Source organism: Pelorhabdus rhamnosifermentans (assembly GCF_018835585.1).
Taxonomy (GTDB): Bacteria; Bacillota; Negativicutes; order UMGS1260; family UMGS1260; genus Pelorhabdus; species Pelorhabdus rhamnosifermentans.
Map to the genome: position 1 here is coordinate 179,582 of NZ_JAHGVE010000005.1, position 13,264 is coordinate 192,845.

At 39.5% G+C, this 13,264-nt stretch carries 28 protein-coding genes; 2 read left to right on the top strand and 26 right to left on the bottom strand.

Annotated elements, in window-relative coordinates; all coding sequences use genetic code 11:
• Positions 1–128 precede the first annotated feature (128 nt).
• From Ga0466249_RS08165 to Ga0466249_RS08220, 13 genes are all read right to left on the bottom strand, one after another.
• The gene (locus Ga0466249_RS08165; protein ID WP_215828960.1) at positions 129–404 is read right to left on the bottom strand and encodes a hypothetical protein; all 276 of its coding nucleotides are present in this window, start codon (positions 402–404) and stop codon (positions 129–131) included.
• 81 nt (positions 405–485) lie between these two features.
• On the bottom strand, positions 486–773 hold the full coding sequence (locus Ga0466249_RS08170; protein ID WP_215828961.1) for a hypothetical protein: 288 nt from the start codon (positions 771–773) through the stop codon (positions 486–488).
• A 29-nt stretch (positions 774–802) separates the two neighbouring features.
• The gene (locus tag Ga0466249_RS08175; protein ID WP_215828962.1) at positions 803–1,414 is read right to left on the bottom strand and encodes a hypothetical protein; all 612 of its coding nucleotides are present in this window, start codon (positions 1,412–1,414) and stop codon (positions 803–805) included.
• Positions 1,415–1,590: 176 nt separating this feature from the next.
• Positions 1,591–1,854 carry a helix-turn-helix domain-containing protein gene (locus Ga0466249_RS27745; RefSeq protein WP_376769293.1) on the bottom strand — a complete coding sequence of 88 codons (264 nt, stop codon included), beginning with the start codon at positions 1,852–1,854 and terminating at the stop codon, positions 1,591–1,593.
• Between the two features lie 174 nt (positions 1,855–2,028).
• Positions 2,029–2,214, bottom strand: a complete 186-nt coding sequence (locus Ga0466249_RS08185; protein WP_215828964.1) for a hypothetical protein — start codon at positions 2,212–2,214, stop codon at positions 2,029–2,031.
• An 18-nt stretch (positions 2,215–2,232) separates the two neighbouring features.
• Complete coding sequence (locus Ga0466249_RS27115) at positions 2,233–2,361, bottom strand: hypothetical protein (RefSeq protein ID WP_281422602.1); 129 nt, start codon at positions 2,359–2,361, stop codon at positions 2,233–2,235.
• Between the two features lie 85 nt (positions 2,362–2,446).
• Positions 2,447–2,719: a helix-turn-helix domain-containing protein gene (locus Ga0466249_RS08190; RefSeq protein WP_215828965.1), complete on the bottom strand. Its 273-nt coding sequence runs from the start codon at positions 2,717–2,719 to the stop codon at positions 2,447–2,449.
• An 86-nt stretch (positions 2,720–2,805) separates the two neighbouring features.
• A complete protein-coding gene (locus tag Ga0466249_RS08195; protein ID WP_215828966.1) occupies positions 2,806–3,903 on the bottom strand; it encodes a LamG-like jellyroll fold domain-containing protein in 1,098 nt (365 codons plus the stop codon).
• Positions 3,904–3,954: 51 nt separating this feature from the next.
• On the bottom strand, positions 3,955–4,635 hold the full coding sequence (locus Ga0466249_RS08200; RefSeq protein ID WP_312889733.1) for a phage tail protein: 681 nt from the start codon (positions 4,633–4,635) through the stop codon (positions 3,955–3,957).
• Between the two features lie 100 nt (positions 4,636–4,735).
• Positions 4,736–5,206, bottom strand: coding sequence for a hypothetical protein (locus Ga0466249_RS08205; RefSeq protein WP_215828967.1), 471 nt, complete (start codon positions 5,204–5,206; stop codon positions 4,736–4,738).
• Positions 5,207–5,292: 86 nt separating this feature from the next.
• A complete protein-coding gene (locus Ga0466249_RS08210) occupies positions 5,293–5,853 on the bottom strand; it encodes an N-acetylmuramoyl-L-alanine amidase family protein (protein WP_215828968.1) in 561 nt (186 codons plus the stop codon).
• Positions 5,854–5,873: 20 nt separating this feature from the next.
• Positions 5,874–6,410 (bottom strand): phage holin family protein, encoded by a 537-nt coding sequence (locus Ga0466249_RS08215; RefSeq protein WP_215828969.1) that lies wholly within the window; start codon positions 6,408–6,410, stop codon positions 5,874–5,876.
• Positions 6,411–6,491: 81 nt separating this feature from the next.
• Positions 6,492–6,701, bottom strand: coding sequence for a hypothetical protein (locus Ga0466249_RS08220; RefSeq protein ID WP_215828970.1), 210 nt, complete (start codon positions 6,699–6,701; stop codon positions 6,492–6,494).
• Positions 6,702–6,749: 48 nt separating this feature from the next.
• On the opposite strand from Ga0466249_RS08220, the gene Ga0466249_RS08225 reads away from it, so the two are divergent.
• Entirely contained in the window at positions 6,750–7,187 is a 438-nt protein-coding gene (locus tag Ga0466249_RS08225) for a hypothetical protein (protein WP_215828971.1), read from the top strand.
• 59 nt (positions 7,188–7,246) lie between these two features.
• On the opposite strand, the gene Ga0466249_RS27120 is transcribed toward Ga0466249_RS08225, so the two are convergent.
• A complete protein-coding gene (locus tag Ga0466249_RS27120) occupies positions 7,247–7,381 on the bottom strand; it encodes a hypothetical protein (RefSeq protein WP_281422604.1) in 135 nt (44 codons plus the stop codon).
• A gap of 508 nt (positions 7,382–7,889) precedes the next feature.
• Positions 7,890–8,438: a CD3072 family TudS-related putative desulfidase gene (locus Ga0466249_RS08230; protein ID WP_215828972.1), complete on the bottom strand. Its 549-nt coding sequence runs from the start codon at positions 8,436–8,438 to the stop codon at positions 7,890–7,892.
• Between the two features lie 127 nt (positions 8,439–8,565).
• Between Ga0466249_RS08230 and Ga0466249_RS08235 the strand changes: the two genes are divergently transcribed.
• Positions 8,566–8,724 (top strand): hypothetical protein, encoded by a 159-nt coding sequence (locus Ga0466249_RS08235; protein ID WP_215828973.1) that lies wholly within the window; start codon positions 8,566–8,568, stop codon positions 8,722–8,724.
• A 302-nt stretch (positions 8,725–9,026) separates the two neighbouring features.
• Here Ga0466249_RS08235 and Ga0466249_RS08240 read toward each other — a convergent pair whose 3' ends face one another.
• The 11 genes from Ga0466249_RS08240 to Ga0466249_RS08290 form a co-directional block, all read right to left on the bottom strand.
• Positions 9,027–9,230, bottom strand: a complete 204-nt coding sequence (locus Ga0466249_RS08240; protein WP_215828974.1) for an N-acetylmuramoyl-L-alanine amidase — start codon at positions 9,228–9,230, stop codon at positions 9,027–9,029.
• A 19-nt stretch (positions 9,231–9,249) separates the two neighbouring features.
• Complete coding sequence (locus tag Ga0466249_RS08245; RefSeq protein ID WP_312889734.1) at positions 9,250–9,756, bottom strand: phage holin family protein; 507 nt, start codon at positions 9,754–9,756, stop codon at positions 9,250–9,252.
• Complete coding sequence (locus Ga0466249_RS08250) at positions 9,732–10,052, bottom strand: ParB N-terminal domain-containing protein (protein WP_215828975.1); 321 nt, start codon at positions 10,050–10,052, stop codon at positions 9,732–9,734. The genes Ga0466249_RS08245 and Ga0466249_RS08250 overlap by 25 nt, the downstream gene beginning before the upstream one ends.
• Positions 10,027–10,314 carry a ParB N-terminal domain-containing protein gene (locus tag Ga0466249_RS08255; RefSeq protein ID WP_215828976.1) on the bottom strand — a complete coding sequence of 96 codons (288 nt, stop codon included), beginning with the start codon at positions 10,312–10,314 and terminating at the stop codon, positions 10,027–10,029. Before Ga0466249_RS08255 ends, Ga0466249_RS08250 begins: the two co-directional genes overlap by 26 nt.
• A 54-nt stretch (positions 10,315–10,368) precedes the next feature.
• Positions 10,369–10,518, bottom strand: a complete 150-nt coding sequence (locus tag Ga0466249_RS08260) for a Spo0E family sporulation regulatory protein-aspartic acid phosphatase (RefSeq protein ID WP_215828977.1) — start codon at positions 10,516–10,518, stop codon at positions 10,369–10,371.
• 104 nt (positions 10,519–10,622) lie between these two features.
• Positions 10,623–10,790: a hypothetical protein gene (locus tag Ga0466249_RS08265; RefSeq protein WP_215828978.1), complete on the bottom strand. Its 168-nt coding sequence runs from the start codon at positions 10,788–10,790 to the stop codon at positions 10,623–10,625.
• Between the two features lie 128 nt (positions 10,791–10,918).
• Positions 10,919–11,089, bottom strand: coding sequence for a hypothetical protein (locus tag Ga0466249_RS08270; protein WP_215828979.1), 171 nt, complete (start codon positions 11,087–11,089; stop codon positions 10,919–10,921).
• A 110-nt stretch (positions 11,090–11,199) separates the two neighbouring features.
• Positions 11,200–11,595, bottom strand: a complete 396-nt coding sequence (locus Ga0466249_RS08275) for a hypothetical protein (RefSeq protein WP_215828980.1) — start codon at positions 11,593–11,595, stop codon at positions 11,200–11,202.
• A 188-nt stretch (positions 11,596–11,783) separates the two neighbouring features.
• Entirely contained in the window at positions 11,784–11,981 is a 198-nt protein-coding gene (locus tag Ga0466249_RS08280; protein WP_215828981.1) for a hypothetical protein, read from the bottom strand.
• Between the two features lie 205 nt (positions 11,982–12,186).
• Entirely contained in the window at positions 12,187–12,390 is a 204-nt protein-coding gene (locus Ga0466249_RS08285; RefSeq protein WP_215828982.1) for a TOBE domain-containing protein, read from the bottom strand.
• A 460-nt stretch (positions 12,391–12,850) separates the two neighbouring features.
• A complete protein-coding gene (locus Ga0466249_RS08290) occupies positions 12,851–13,231 on the bottom strand; it encodes a hypothetical protein (protein WP_215828983.1) in 381 nt (126 codons plus the stop codon).
• Positions 13,232–13,264: the final 33 nt, after the last annotated feature.

The window sequence follows — 13,264 nt, forward strand, 5'->3', positions numbered from 1 at the left end:
ATTATTTTGTCTAAAAGGTAGATGTTTAATGTACAAAACAAAAAGCCTCCAACCAGAATAAACCTATTGAAGGTGATGTAGAAATATAAATTATTTATATAAGTTGTTTGCAATGCGGATTTCGTATGTTAAGGTGTTTTTACGAAAAAGAAAAGCAAAATCAATGCTATACCTAGAAAGCTATAGTATATTGGCTTTAGAAACGGCAGGTACTGTACAAATATACCTGTATGGATTGCCAATGATTCTATTCCAACAAGAAATACCATTATGGCTATACAAAAAAAAAGAACGTTTACTTTTTTAGACTCTTTTTTTGTTGCTGCCCCATATGCACAAACTAAAAACAAACAGAACATTGCTGCCACAAATAATTGCCAAGGTAGATGATTTAAGTTTCTCATTCCTTCTCCCGTGTCTTGGATACCTTAAAATTTATGGTATGCTATCTGAGATGAAACATTTCTATGAACCTTTTTTGATACTCAGGATTTCCAAAACACTATAATCATTACTATGCCACCAAAAACATACATTATTGGATCTAATAAAGATAAATAATTCAAGAAAATACCTGTGTGAGTTGCCATTGTTTTTATTCCAGAAATGAAACTCGCAATAGCCAAACAAAAGAAAAAAATATTAGCATTTTTTCCCTTCCCCCTTATAGTAAGTGCCCCATATGCACAAAAAATAGATAAACCAAGCATTATTGGTACAACTAATTGCCAAGGAAGGTACTTTAAATTCAAACCTAAAAATGTACCAGTCATCTGTATATTCTCCTATACCTTTAATTCTTCTACGTATTCGGAGTCTGAGGAATATCAGTTCTTCCTTCTTTTACATCTTCATTACAAAGCACTTCTTTTGCTCCGTCAGTTAGATCACCAATAACCTTACCTGCCGCCATACCACCGCCTAAAACATACGGTGTTGTAAGACCTAATTTAGTAAGATAATTTCCACTTTCGATGCCACCTGCCGTAGCTAATCCAGTTAAAAACATTGCTCCCATCATATCCAGCCCTGAATACTTAGTAGCATCTTTATAAAGTCCATAAAGAGTAGTTCCAGCTGTTCCTATTGGGCTATTCTTTTCGACCCAACCCGCAATTTTTCCACCAGTTGCCACTATATTACTTCGAAAGATAATATTTCCTAGCTTATCTTGTAGTTCAACACCTTTAAGGGCTGACATTTCACTTAGGCGTTTTCCTGTTAATGTGTCCGTAATTCCAGATATAGCGCTTGAATACGCATTATTATCTAAAACATCTTTAGTCTTTTTCACAATAAAATCGCTCATGTCAGATAATACGGCTCGTGATCCAAGAGCAGCTCGATGTAGACCGTCCATATTAATCGGATTTGATTGATCCTGTTGATTATTATCATTCTCATCATTATTCATGTTTAATTTCAATGCCCCCGCGTAGATATAACTATTGTGTATTATCTACCATGATAGTAAATTCCTTCTTTGACTTTAGGTACATATCACATAATACCCAAAACATATGACCAAATTGTGACAATTGAAGTATTTTTTTACAAAACAATGATTCCCAGTGACAATGATTTTTTCAACTAAACAAAAAAATGCCGCCCAGCAGCATTGAAGTGGTGTGCACCCGTCAAGAGGACAATGAAAAAATAGAAATATTTCGGGGCTATGTATTCCGGTGATACCGTGCTCCTGGTGCATCCGTGTCTTTTATATTTAATAGTTGATTGGATATGAAGAGCGCGGTCGATTCGAAGGATACGTTTATCATTTACATGGATATCGTGGTACCTGTCCAACTCGTCCCGTATTCTCCGGTATCCCATATCCGGGTGCGCGTTGTGGATTTTTCCACCTCACCCGCGATTCGTTCGTTTTCCAACTCAGGGTCGCTCTTCGGACACTTTTTAGCCATCTGTAATACGCTGATCGCGTGCTGTGTAGAAAGACACAGAGTTTTCACACGGGAAATGACCGTTCCTCAGATAGGGCCCTCACCGCGTCATAAGCCGATGGATGCCTTACAAAGCTCCGCGTCGCCTCCTCTCCAATTCCTTCACTTTTTTTAACAAGGTATTCTCCATTTCCAAATCATATTTCTCTCGCTCCAACTGGGCTACCCTGTCTCTTAGATCTTCTTCCGGTGTTCGGCTTGACAACGTTCCTGCCCTATGTCCTCGCCGGTCTTCCAGTCCTACTTCTCCCATTTCGCGATATTTCTTTATCTATGTGTAGACCTGCTGGTAGGAAACCCGATATTTGAGCGCTGTCCCGCCGTAGTCGTTCCCATTGGCAATGCACGTCTTTACAATCTGTATCCGTTCTTGTGAAGTCGTATTCCGGCCTTTCGTCATGAGGCTCCCTCCTGTGTGTATCTTGAAGTCTTCATGACGATTATACACCTTCAGCCAATCTCTGAGCTGTCGCGAATCTCGTATTCTATATTCCTCGCATATTTTCCGCAGGGAACCCTTGCCCTGACAGATAATCCAGAACTGCCGATAGCTTTGTTTCCTTGCTGTATGCTCGGTCATGCTCTTGGGGCAGAAATCCAGTTGGTCCTTCCGTCCTATACCGACTGACCCATCGGGCAATTGTCTTGTAATCCACTCCTGCCTGCCGACTAGCTTCAATGCCTCCGATCTTGCCTGACAAATATGATTCTATGAGACGTACTTTTTCTTCTACCGCCAGCTTTCCTTTGTTCGGCATAATTTTACCCCCAGTTAGGTCAGTTTTTCTTTTTCACTGTCCTATCTAGGGGTAGCATATCAAAGCTACTAGGCGGCATTAAAATTTTATTTTGTAAGCGGCATAATCTCGAAGCTGATGATTTTTTCAAAAGCTAAATATTCTTTGCTTTCTTGTGTGCCCACTTTCTTATTCAGCATGTACCCAGCAGTATCTGTGCTTGCATGATTCATAAACCAGTTTACAAAGCTGTCGATTTCAGTAGGTGATAATTGGTAATCATGATCGCTAGAATCAATTACGGTTACTACCAACAATGCTTTGCTGGATTCCAATGGCGTTGTAGAAGCTTCATTTGAATTCATACTTTCGTGACCGTTGCAATCGACATAGGTAACTACATAGTAATAAGTAGTTCCATTCTTTACAGTATCATCGACATAGCTTGTACCTGTTATATTAGTAGCAATCGTTTCGTATGGGCCACCCGGTGTTGTAGAACGCTTAACGCTGTATCCAACCGCGTCGGTTACTGTTGTCCACGAAAGTGATATTCTATCACTATCCGCTACAGCATTTAGTGAAGACATTATCCATCTTGCAACTTTAGACACACGAAGCTCATCAATATACCCTTTAATATATTGCCTATTACCATCATATAAATACGCGCCAATATTGACTTCTGCACTAGGAAAAAAAGTTCCATTATAAGTTACACTACCAACAACTTTCCCATTGCAAATAGCGTACCACTGTGATCCTTTACGAATTACAGCAAAGTGGTTAAATACATTCTTAGCAATAGTAATAGGATTCCACATTTGCATGAGATACTCATTAGTATCATATAAAAGAACATTAAAAAAACCATCAGTAATTGAGAACTCAAAAAACTGACTATTGTTCCAGTGGTTACCTATTTGAAAAATTCCAAATGCCGTAGTCTTACTATCAATAATTACATCTGAAGGAATAAAAACTTCAGCATCAATTGTAAAATCTCCAGTAAATGAAAAATCACTTGACATAGGCATACTTAAATAATCATCTACACCATCTAAAAACAATGAACTATTTCCAAATATCTTTTGATCCGTACTTACCGCAACGCCCCCATAAGCTGTCCATACCTTACCACTTTCATCTTTAATTCCATCATCAAAATGCAATAACGATACGGTGTATTGATCCATTTCATACATATTTGCATTACCTCCATTTTTTATTTGATTAGAAATCGATATACCAACGGATTAATATTTGATACAAGCCAACAAAGCGATGTTCTGAGGACGAGTTTCAGTATCGCCAGAATCAAATGTTGACATTACTAAGTGCGTACCATCTGAACAAATCGCATATTCGTTAGCTAAGCACTTTTTCCAAATTCCAGTATCAGCCAAGCACCCATCATTACCAGCATCACCAGTTTCTGTTTTCAAATTGTGATTATGTTTCTTAATACCATCCGCTTGTGAACTACCTAGTTCCCGACTAATATCTACCCCTCGCCCCATGTCAAGCCCGCGAATAAACTCACCACGCAAATCGGGCAAATTAAATGTGGTACTACCATCACCAGTACCAAAAGTTGTCCCAACTACAGCGAAAAGATCCGCATATTCAGTTCTAGATACTGCATTTCCGTCGGCTTTTAACCAGCCTTTAGGCGGTGTTGCCGCTGCAAAATGTAGAACGACTCCAGCAGGTATACAGGATTGCATTGCCGGAATAACGCTCGGGTCAAATTTACCATCATTACCCAGCATGGCCAGTTTACCAATATCTTCTGTTCCTTTGGATACTACGATAATTTCTTCATTACAAGCAAATGTTCTTGCCATTATTAACACGACCTTTTCAATTTTATTTTGATAATCAACATAGCCAAGGACTCTATCTCTAATGTGTGAATCCTGCATGTCGGCTTTCACATATATACATTCTTTCAAGATAATTTTTTAAACGAGCTAGTCCACATTTTATTAATTAAATACAGCCTGCGGTATAACCCTCAATTCGCGGGCATATTCTTCAAAACAATCCAAATAGCTTATCTGTTTTCACCGTGTACTTTACCTCAAACCCTGACTGATAACCACCTACATGCTGCTCATAACTCACAGCTGCATCCTTGCTAAAGTTTCGCTGAACTTCGACTGGCACATACCGATCACCGCCGTATTGGCCATACCCAGCAGACCATTCCCAGTTATGATAATTGTTATTTTTATATACCTGCACCTGGTACTGATCATTGACCGTCGTTCCATTCTGAGCGTTCTGCTTATCAATTTCTATTTTTTGCTGTTCAGTCGTAGGGACAGTCGTTACAATAGTCCGATCCATTTTTTCTAATGCTTCAGGCAGCAGAGTTGGATCAGCTTGATTAATTCTTGTCGCGACTTGTTGGGCCGCCTGGTCAGGATTACCTGCTGATACAACAAAATTAGTTACGGGCTGCACTTTGCCTGATTGAGCATTTTTAATAAAATCAGCAAGCATTTGAGCATTCTGCTTACTTTCGTTTAATAGATTTTGCAGAACATTTACGTCCTTGGCCTGTTGCGAACATCCCCTCTCGTTTTTTGTTATTCTACTTGCAATAAACCATTAAATATAGCTCCAGCCAGCTGCGCCTGGAAAGCCGGATCGACAAGCTGCTGCTCTTCTTCCGGATTGCTGATAAATACGGTCTCTACTAAAACGGCCGGCGCATTTGTGTGAATCAAAACATACAGACGTTCTTGTGCCGTTGTTTTCACACCCCTATCAGTCAGTCCTAAGGTAACAATGTTAGAATCAAAAATCTGAGCTAACGCAGTACCTCGTTCACTACCATCGCTGCACCAAGTCTCGCTTCCATGTGCTTCAGGACATGCAGCATTGCAATGAATGCTAACAAAATAATCAACACCTGCATTATTGCTAATGTCGCAGCGGGCCTGTAGTTCTACCGTTGCACTGTCATAGGCATACCCTACATCAATATCACTGTCGCGTGTCATCACGACTTCGTGACCACCCCCCTCAAGCATCCCCTTTAACTGCAACGCTACTGCTAGGGCCACATCTTTTTCCATCAGCCCTGGCGGGCCTACGGCTCCTGAATCGCTTCCAACGTGTCCCGGATCAATACAAAATTTAGCCATTAATACTACCTCCACAAATTTTATTTTTGTTTGAATCGATCAAGTAAAATTGTCGTGCGCTCCCGCAAAAAAACGAGCAAGCTGCCAGCCTGCTCAATTCCTGCATCTCTTAAATTTTCTAAAACACTCATGGCCTCTGTTGCAGCTAAGTACGTCCAAACTACTTTCAATATAATAGGCGTTTCACCACTCGCAAACAGTAACTTATCCACATTCACAGCCATAACGGTCAGTACCATGTAAACAATTATCTTGCCAACAAAACGATGCTTCATAGCGTCACTGTTGATATAGCCAGCCTTAATGGCCATAGGAATATTAGCAATGCAGCTGTATAGATCGCTATCCCGACTGCAATCCTGAAGGTGCTTATAACATAACGCTATCCACCTAGTCAGGAGGTCAATAAATACTAAGACCACGAAAGCAACCATGGCCGTCCCATGCACACTGGTTAAAGTGGCCACGATAAACGCAAATACACTTTTAATCAGCCAGGCATCAGCCAAATCATGGCCTGCTTTCTGTATGGCCCGAAATAAGTTTTCAAAATCCACTTTCTCACCTCTCCCCAAAAATTCGCATAAAAATAACCGCTCAATAGCGGCAAGGTTCTCGCGGCATAGGCTCCTCCATAATCAATAATTTACTTTTGCTTTCCATCCACCTGTTAACCATTTTAGTTTTAACGTTGTATTACCAAATCTGGCCTCATAATCTACCCCGTTAACTGCAACCTTCCAGAAACATGTACCGTCATACTGGTATTTAACATTATCGCAAAAAGCAGTGTCCGTACTGGCTGCAAGGCTCAATCCAAAGCCAAACCGGATAGCCTTATATCCCAATCAATAGTCCATCCTTGCCAAGGTGCGGCATCAAACTGCGCTTTCGTCATGCCTTGCGATACGATCCGTGACAAGGCTTTTGTAGATGGCACAAATCGACTGTCAACAAAAGCACCGTCTGCCGCCTTTGTTATCAAGGACTTGTATCCAATTAGCACCATCATGATACATTTTGCTTTTGACAGCCTACAAATTGAGAAAGCAGTTCGCCATGGTATTGAACTATTACTGAAACAGGGAATTAATCACGATCGGCTTTCGTTTTATGTCTTAGTCAATTTCAACAGTACCATTGAACAGGATTTACGACGGATCGCGATATTAGATGAATATGGGGTTAACTCTTTTGTGATGGTATACGATAAGGCGGCTGCGCCGCAAAAGATCAAGCATTTGGGTGCCCGGTGGTGTAATAAATATCAAACTAAGAAATCATGTAAGTTTGAAGATTACGATCCCCGCATTAGAAGGGCAAAGGGGGCGTGAACGTGGCATGCTTCTATGACAAAAATAATATAAGTGGCAGTTTCCTGCCACCTATTAAATCAATGTTGTACGTTTCTAGTATTGTTGTTTTGCTGATTTCGATCTTGCTGCTTTTTAGTGTCGGAACCTTGATTATCTTGTGGGCCGCGAACTTGGGTTCGATTATCACGTGATTGATTATTTTTGTCAACCATTAGATCACCTCCTAATATTAGTCTTTACAAAACAAGGAGGTAAAATTCAATATAAAAAAGCCAGGACCTGTCTAGTGGCCCTGGCGGGAGAGAGAAATCTTACACTAATATAATACTCGCTGAATTGCCTTTTATACGTGGAAAAGCCAGAGCCGCAAATTGTCAAAGGACCCTGGCTTTAAGGTAATTTATAGGAGCGTTTACCCTAGCTATAAGATATGTGAGAATAGCAATATTATACATGGAAAAGCCAGAGTCCACCTAGCAGGGAGTGAACTCTGGCAATCCATCAAAGGATGGTTAGTCTATTGACCATTTATAGGATACCCAAAGATAAAAATATTATGCGGGAGGGGTAAGCTTTGATGCAAAGGCAGGTGGATAAAAAGAAATCTGTAGTTAAGCCTGGCAATTTTGCTGCGGTATTGGAAAAACTATTGGTAAAGTTAAATACATCGAATTCGAGTGTTTTAAGCAAGCAATTTTCGAAATGCGAGATTTTATGTTGCTAGTTATTAAGTAAATTTTCTATAGTTGCAATAGCATGCTGGGGATCTTTCGCTCTTATGCCTACTAGTTTTATAAATATAGACTTATTTTTAAGAGATTGTTCCAGTGTATCGATGAAAACGCCTCGGCCATCTAATGCGTGATCATCGGCCCAAGTTGTTTCAATACCACAGGTAGGAGAGCCATTGATTCCTATAAGTCCGACAATTTGAAACCCATGCTTTATATATTCTTCAACCTGGTAAACAATGCAATCTACTAGTGATTGGCACAATGTTTTAGCTTGTTCTTCTTTCATGCGGAATGCAACCCTAGTATCTTCTGATTCAATTGTGCAGTTAGCTGTTGGATCGGCTTCTCTGTCGAGTCCTAAATAAAGAAGTTCAGGACAAGGCATCTGGATTATTCCAACGTCTGCATTTAGTAATGTTTTTGTTGCCTCTAGGATTGCACCAGGATAATAGGCACAGGCGTCAATTTTGGAGTTCTGATTTAGAATACAATGGGCTACGAGAACAATTTTTTTACTTCTCTTATCTTGAAACATAAAAATTCTCCCTTCAGTGAAATAAGACATTTATATACTTACTAAAAACTATAACCATATTTTATGAAAAAATCAATTTAGTTGCTGCAAAAGGCAGCCAGCAGTAACAAAAAAAGGGAGGGCAATCATGAAAGCCTTAGACAGACGAACCTGCGGCTTAATCAAAACCGCAATGACCGCTAGATATGCCCAAAATAAACTATTGGTAGGCATTGATCATCAAAGACATTACATTGAAAATCGAGCTGACAAATTTGATCAGATGGCATCTTCATATATGTTGTAAAGATCTCTTTGCAAAACGTACGGCATGAAGCCGTTTTTATTTAAACTCATCAGTCGAACATATGTGCTATAAAGGAGAAGAATACCAATGGCTACAATTCACATTGAACAGCGCTCAAAAAAGCGACTTACCTGAGCCCCCTAAACCTGAAGACTACGATCCCGACGAAGACTTAGTCAAAGTCTTTACTGGCTCCGAGATTATAACTCTTGAATCGCATGGTAAACCAATGTATCCAGGAACACCTTCCGCATGGTTCCCTGATTTTTGTGTGCTGAACATGGCCTGCCTAAATTAACATTTCATTGTTTGCGCCATACGCACGCTAGCCAATTGTTATCTACCGGTGAAGATATTTCATAGCCTGCTTCTTGTAAATATTGAGCGACTTTATTTCCGATAGTCAGAGCTACGTCACATTCACGAAGCCCTGTATCCGAATTTACTGCACCTGGATCTGGTTCCCCGTTTGGTGCATGTCCCGGATCAATACAAAATTTAGCCATTATTACTACCCCCGTAATTTTATTTTTGTTTGAATCGATCAAGTAAAATTGTCGTGCGCTCCCGCAAAAAAACGAGCAAGCTGCCAGCCTGCTCAATTCCTGCATCTCTTAAATTTTCTAATACGCTCATGGCTTCTGTTGCAGCTAAGTACGTCCAAACTACTTTCAATATAATAGGCGTTTCACCACTCGCAAACAGTAGCTTATCCACATTCACAGCCATAACAGTCAGTACCATGTAAACAATTATCTTCCCAACAAAACGATGCTTCATAGCGTCACTATTTATATAGCCAGCCTTAATGGCCATAGGAATGTCAGCAATGCAGCTGTATAGATCATTATCCCGACTGCAATCCTGAAGGTGCTTATAACATAACGCTATCCACCTAGTCAGGAGGTCAATAAATACCAAGACCACGAAAGCAACCATGGCCGTTCCATGCACACTGGTTAAAGTGGCCACGATAAACGCAAATACAGTTTTGATCAGCCAGGCAATCAGCCATGACGTCCGAGCTGCCACACATCACCAAGCTTTGTGATTGGATCTTTTATCTCTGCTGCAGCTGCCGCCGGATCAAAGTCATCTTCCTTTACTTTTTGCACATTGAAATCAGCCAGCAAATTATCTATTTGCTTATCAGAGAAGCCTGTGAGATTAACATCAAAGCCCTCCGTATTTATCTCGGTCAACAGACTGGCCAATAATTCATCATCAATCTGTGATAACTCAGCAATACGACTATCCGCGATCAAATCCGCCCCTTCTTCGGCTTCTGTCGCATAATCTTGCCTATCTACAGGTAACTTGCCCCACACCCAACAATTGAGCCGCCAGCAGTCGCCCATGACCGCGTACAACAAAACCATAGCGGGTGCTTACCGTTATCGGAGCACGCCAACCCTGGCTTTTTATTATCTTGGCCAATAATTCAATTTGCTTTTGCGGATGCGTATTTGGATTACGCGAATTCGGAACTAGCATTGTTATATCGGCAAGTTCGTCATACGCGCAATGAACCGGAACATTGTCAGCCGTAACACTCATTTCAACATTCACCTGCCCTCGCAACTTGACCATAGCTATTACCTCCGATTTGGCAAAAAGAAAAGAGCCCCAATGGCTCTCAATGACTTACTTTAAATCGCTATATTCTTTCATCTTATTTCTAAATGCTTGGCTCGCTCGAATCGCCTCAGGTGAATCAATACCTTTTTTACTAACAACTTCACTGAGCTTTCCTTTTAGGTACTCAACTTCTTCCCATAACTCTTCATTGTACATAAACTGTACCCTGCTTTCTTAACAGTATTAGGCTTATTATACCATGGAACAGTTGTTTGTATTACATAAAGAAAACCGCTCTGAAGGACGATTGGTCTAAAATCTCACCTGTTCCTCTTAGCTAATTTATCGGATAGCTCTTCTCTTTCTTCATATCCGCATTCAGGATTGCTACATTTCCATCTATCAGCAAGACTAGAATCAAGGGGTAATTTAATCATTGTTATATTTCGACATTTAGGACATTCCTTGCTACCAAGTTGATTATTCATATTGCCATCCCCTCTTATACCATATTCTAACACCATTCGGCAAAAGGTAATCTTATCCTGCAAAACAACTATAAGAAAAGCGCCCTATATAGGACGCTTTTCTTATAATTTTTATTTGTTGCTACGCTTTAATTTAGATTTTGGTCATCAAAATTTCTTTGGATAGTTTCACGTACTTGCTTATATTTTTTAGCAACTTCTTCGGCTAACTTAGTAGACTCTGTATTTTCCCATTCAAACTGAGTCTTATTTAGAACTAACATTGTTAAATCATGTAACTCGCTTCTTTCAAGGAACATAATAAAGCCTCCTGCTCTTTTCTATGTTCTTCGACAGGAAAATGTCTGTTCCTTTAATTTCCAGTAAATATAATCTCCCAGCCATCGATTAGGTTCGCATATCTTATGCTTTACCTTGGCCCGGTACCGCTAAACATTTCAAACTTGCGAATTTCCGCCATCTTCCTGAGCGCAACAAAATGACTGTTCCATCCTTCATACTCTCCGTTAGCTGCTATATAAATTGCATTCGAAATATCAAGGGCATCTCTGGCAGCAATAACATCCGGATCGTCTTCGGCAACCTTGGCCACAATCGTTGCAGGTACCCGATCTATACATCCTTTGATAATTGCCTTAGCCAGTGCCCGTTTATAGGCTGTGTCCTTTATGGCCACGTCTGATTTATACCCGGTCAAAATATCGGCCAAAGTAGCTATCTGATTTGAACACACCGCAAGCATCTCTTCAATCTGATGCGGCCCTGGATGCGCAGGAATAATAAATTGTGATGCCTTTTTACTCATGTTATTTCACCTTTCTATACCTATATTTCTTGCAAATAGGACACCAATACGTTTTTACATGATAAATCGTACAATTAACATATGTGCAAAGCAAAAATTCTTTTGGAATTTGCCAATTTTTATGGTGAAATAATTTACACCAAAATTCACCATACTCTCCAAGCCTCCAAGCTTTATGTACTATTTCTTTAATCTCTTCGACTGACTTCACCTGTAATCCGGCTGCTCTTTTTACCGCACACCACTACAGGGTCATGAACCAAGTCTGTTTTATTGTTAGGCCCGTGAATTAGGCATCCGGTTCCTGTCTCATGGATATAGCCAGCGCATAAATCCCATAGTTTAGATGCTTGTTCTGATTGGCATACGTAGTCTTTACATTTCATATTATCACCTCGTTTTTTTTACTAAAAAACGGCATCGCCCGGACATGTTCGTCCAGTGATACCGCTAATACTTAATTTAATTGAGTTTATCGATGGGCTAAAGCTATATTTTCACTATAATAAAAACCATAAAAAAGCTTTTGCACTTTTTCTGCTTATTGACTAAATAAATAATCGTAATATCTGCTTTTTACACACTGATTTACTATTTGATAACCATCATTTCGGTAGCCTTTACAAGAGCGGAAACCTTATCCCCAGGTTTCAAATTTAAGTCTTCTACAGAATCCACCGTAATAGCCGCTACTAACTCAGTCCCTTTAAAATCCATAACAACCTTAGCCATAACTGTACCCTTAACAACTTCTTTTACAATAGCTTCCATCTTGTTTCTTCCGCTAATCTTCAAATTAATCACTCCCTTAATTGTGTCTTTACCAATAACCTATCATTAATATTGCCAAAAATCAACGTATTTATTTATATTCAGCTATATTTTTAAATAAAAATGAACTATATGCACTTTTTCTCATTTTATCACCATTTATATAAAAGTTACTATACATATCGCTTATATCAGTTTACGTTAGTTTATGTTTATTTGTATTTATGAAATTTGATTTTATGAATTAAATTAAATTATAAAATAACTACTATAACAAACTTAAATGAACTAAAACAAATTAAAATTCAAAAACGCCAACATACCTCAAATTAGCAGTAAAAATATACCTATTTCTTGTAAACTAAAAAGGCCGCTCATCTGAGCAGCCTCACAAATATGAAAAGGTCAGCGCCTTGCGGTCACTGCCTAATATTATCATATGCAATAGAGTCAACAATATGTTACCTGCCGAACTATCACACTATCAGTTTAGCACTGAAAAAATGCTATAATTACGCCAAACTTCATGCCCGTTGACCGTCTGACGTTTATCAACGGCTTTACGTCGTATCTCTAAAAACAGTAATTTCTTAGGCGACAACATGGCTTGTACTAGTTCAATAACAATAAGCCATCGCTCTGTTCGTTCCATTTCAGCCAAACTAACTACTTTCTGTACAACAACATTTGCAGGTTCAGAGCGTGCAAACACTTCCGGCCTATTCGTTTCAGTACTGATATAGTTGAGGTCTTGATAATATTGCTTAAGTCTGGCAGGATAGTACAATAGCCATTCTTCAGCAGTAGTATCGTCGTTTTTAAGTTCTTGCATTATATTGTTATTTATGGCAGTAATATTTCTCACCTTAACCCCTTCCCTATAGTAACGCACCAAAGC

Excerpts from the sequence above, each read along its gene's own strand:
- Ga0466249_RS08210 (WP_215828968.1), bottom strand. The coding sequence starts at position 5,853 with ATGGCTAAATTTTGTATTGATCCGGGACACGTTGGAAGCGATTCAGGA.
- Ga0466249_RS08270 (WP_215828979.1), bottom strand. The coding sequence starts at position 11,089 with ATGTTCCTTGAAAGAAGCGAGTTACATGATTTAACAATGTTAGTTCTA.
- Ga0466249_RS08240 (WP_215828974.1), bottom strand. The coding sequence starts at position 9,230 with ATGGCTAAATTTTGTATTGATCCGGGACATGCACCAAACGGGGAACCA.
- Ga0466249_RS08165 (WP_215828960.1), bottom strand. The coding sequence starts at position 404 with ATGAGAAACTTAAATCATCTACCTTGGCAATTATTTGTGGCAGCAATG.
- Ga0466249_RS27115 (WP_281422602.1), bottom strand. The coding sequence starts at position 2,361 with ATGACGAAAGGCCGGAATACGACTTCACAAGAACGGATACAGATTGTA.
- Ga0466249_RS08195 (WP_215828966.1), bottom strand. The coding sequence starts at position 3,903 with ATGTATGAAATGGATCAATACACCGTATCGTTATTGCATTTTGATGAT.
- Ga0466249_RS08265 (WP_215828978.1), bottom strand. The coding sequence starts at position 10,790 with ATGAATAATCAACTTGGTAGCAAGGAATGTCCTAAATGTCGAAATATA.
- Ga0466249_RS08175 (WP_215828962.1), bottom strand. The coding sequence starts at position 1,414 with ATGAATAATGATGAGAATGATAATAATCAACAGGATCAATCAAATCCG.
- Ga0466249_RS08255 (WP_215828976.1), bottom strand. The coding sequence starts at position 10,314 with ATGGTCAAGTTGCGAGGGCAGGTGAATGTTGAAATGAGTGTTACGGCT.
- Ga0466249_RS08230 (WP_215828972.1), bottom strand. The coding sequence starts at position 8,438 with ATGTTTCAAGATAAGAGAAGTAAAAAAATTGTTCTCGTAGCCCATTGT.
- Ga0466249_RS08170 (WP_215828961.1), bottom strand. The coding sequence starts at position 773 with ATGACTGGTACATTTTTAGGTTTGAATTTAAAGTACCTTCCTTGGCAA.
- Ga0466249_RS08275 (WP_215828980.1), bottom strand. The coding sequence starts at position 11,595 with ATGAGTAAAAAGGCATCACAATTTATTATTCCTGCGCATCCAGGGCCG.
- Ga0466249_RS08205 (WP_215828967.1), bottom strand. The coding sequence starts at position 5,206 with ATGCTTGCTGATTTTATTAAAAATGCTCAATCAGGCAAAGTGCAGCCC.
- Ga0466249_RS08225 (WP_215828971.1), top strand. The coding sequence starts at position 6,750 with ATGCCTTGCGATACGATCCGTGACAAGGCTTTTGTAGATGGCACAAAT.
- Ga0466249_RS27120 (WP_281422604.1), bottom strand. The coding sequence starts at position 7,381 with ATGGTTGACAAAAATAATCAATCACGTGATAATCGAACCCAAGTTCGC.
- Ga0466249_RS08185 (WP_215828964.1), bottom strand. The coding sequence starts at position 2,214 with ATGGGAGAAGTAGGACTGGAAGACCGGCGAGGACATAGGGCAGGAACG.
- Ga0466249_RS08235 (WP_215828973.1), top strand. The coding sequence starts at position 8,566 with ATGAAAGCCTTAGACAGACGAACCTGCGGCTTAATCAAAACCGCAATG.
- Ga0466249_RS08190 (WP_215828965.1), bottom strand. The coding sequence starts at position 2,719 with ATGCCGAACAAAGGAAAGCTGGCGGTAGAAGAAAAAGTACGTCTCATA.
- Ga0466249_RS08280 (WP_215828981.1), bottom strand. The coding sequence starts at position 11,981 with ATGAAATGTAAAGACTACGTATGCCAATCAGAACAAGCATCTAAACTA.
- Ga0466249_RS08260 (WP_215828977.1), bottom strand. The coding sequence starts at position 10,518 with ATGTACAATGAAGAGTTATGGGAAGAAGTTGAGTACCTAAAAGGAAAG.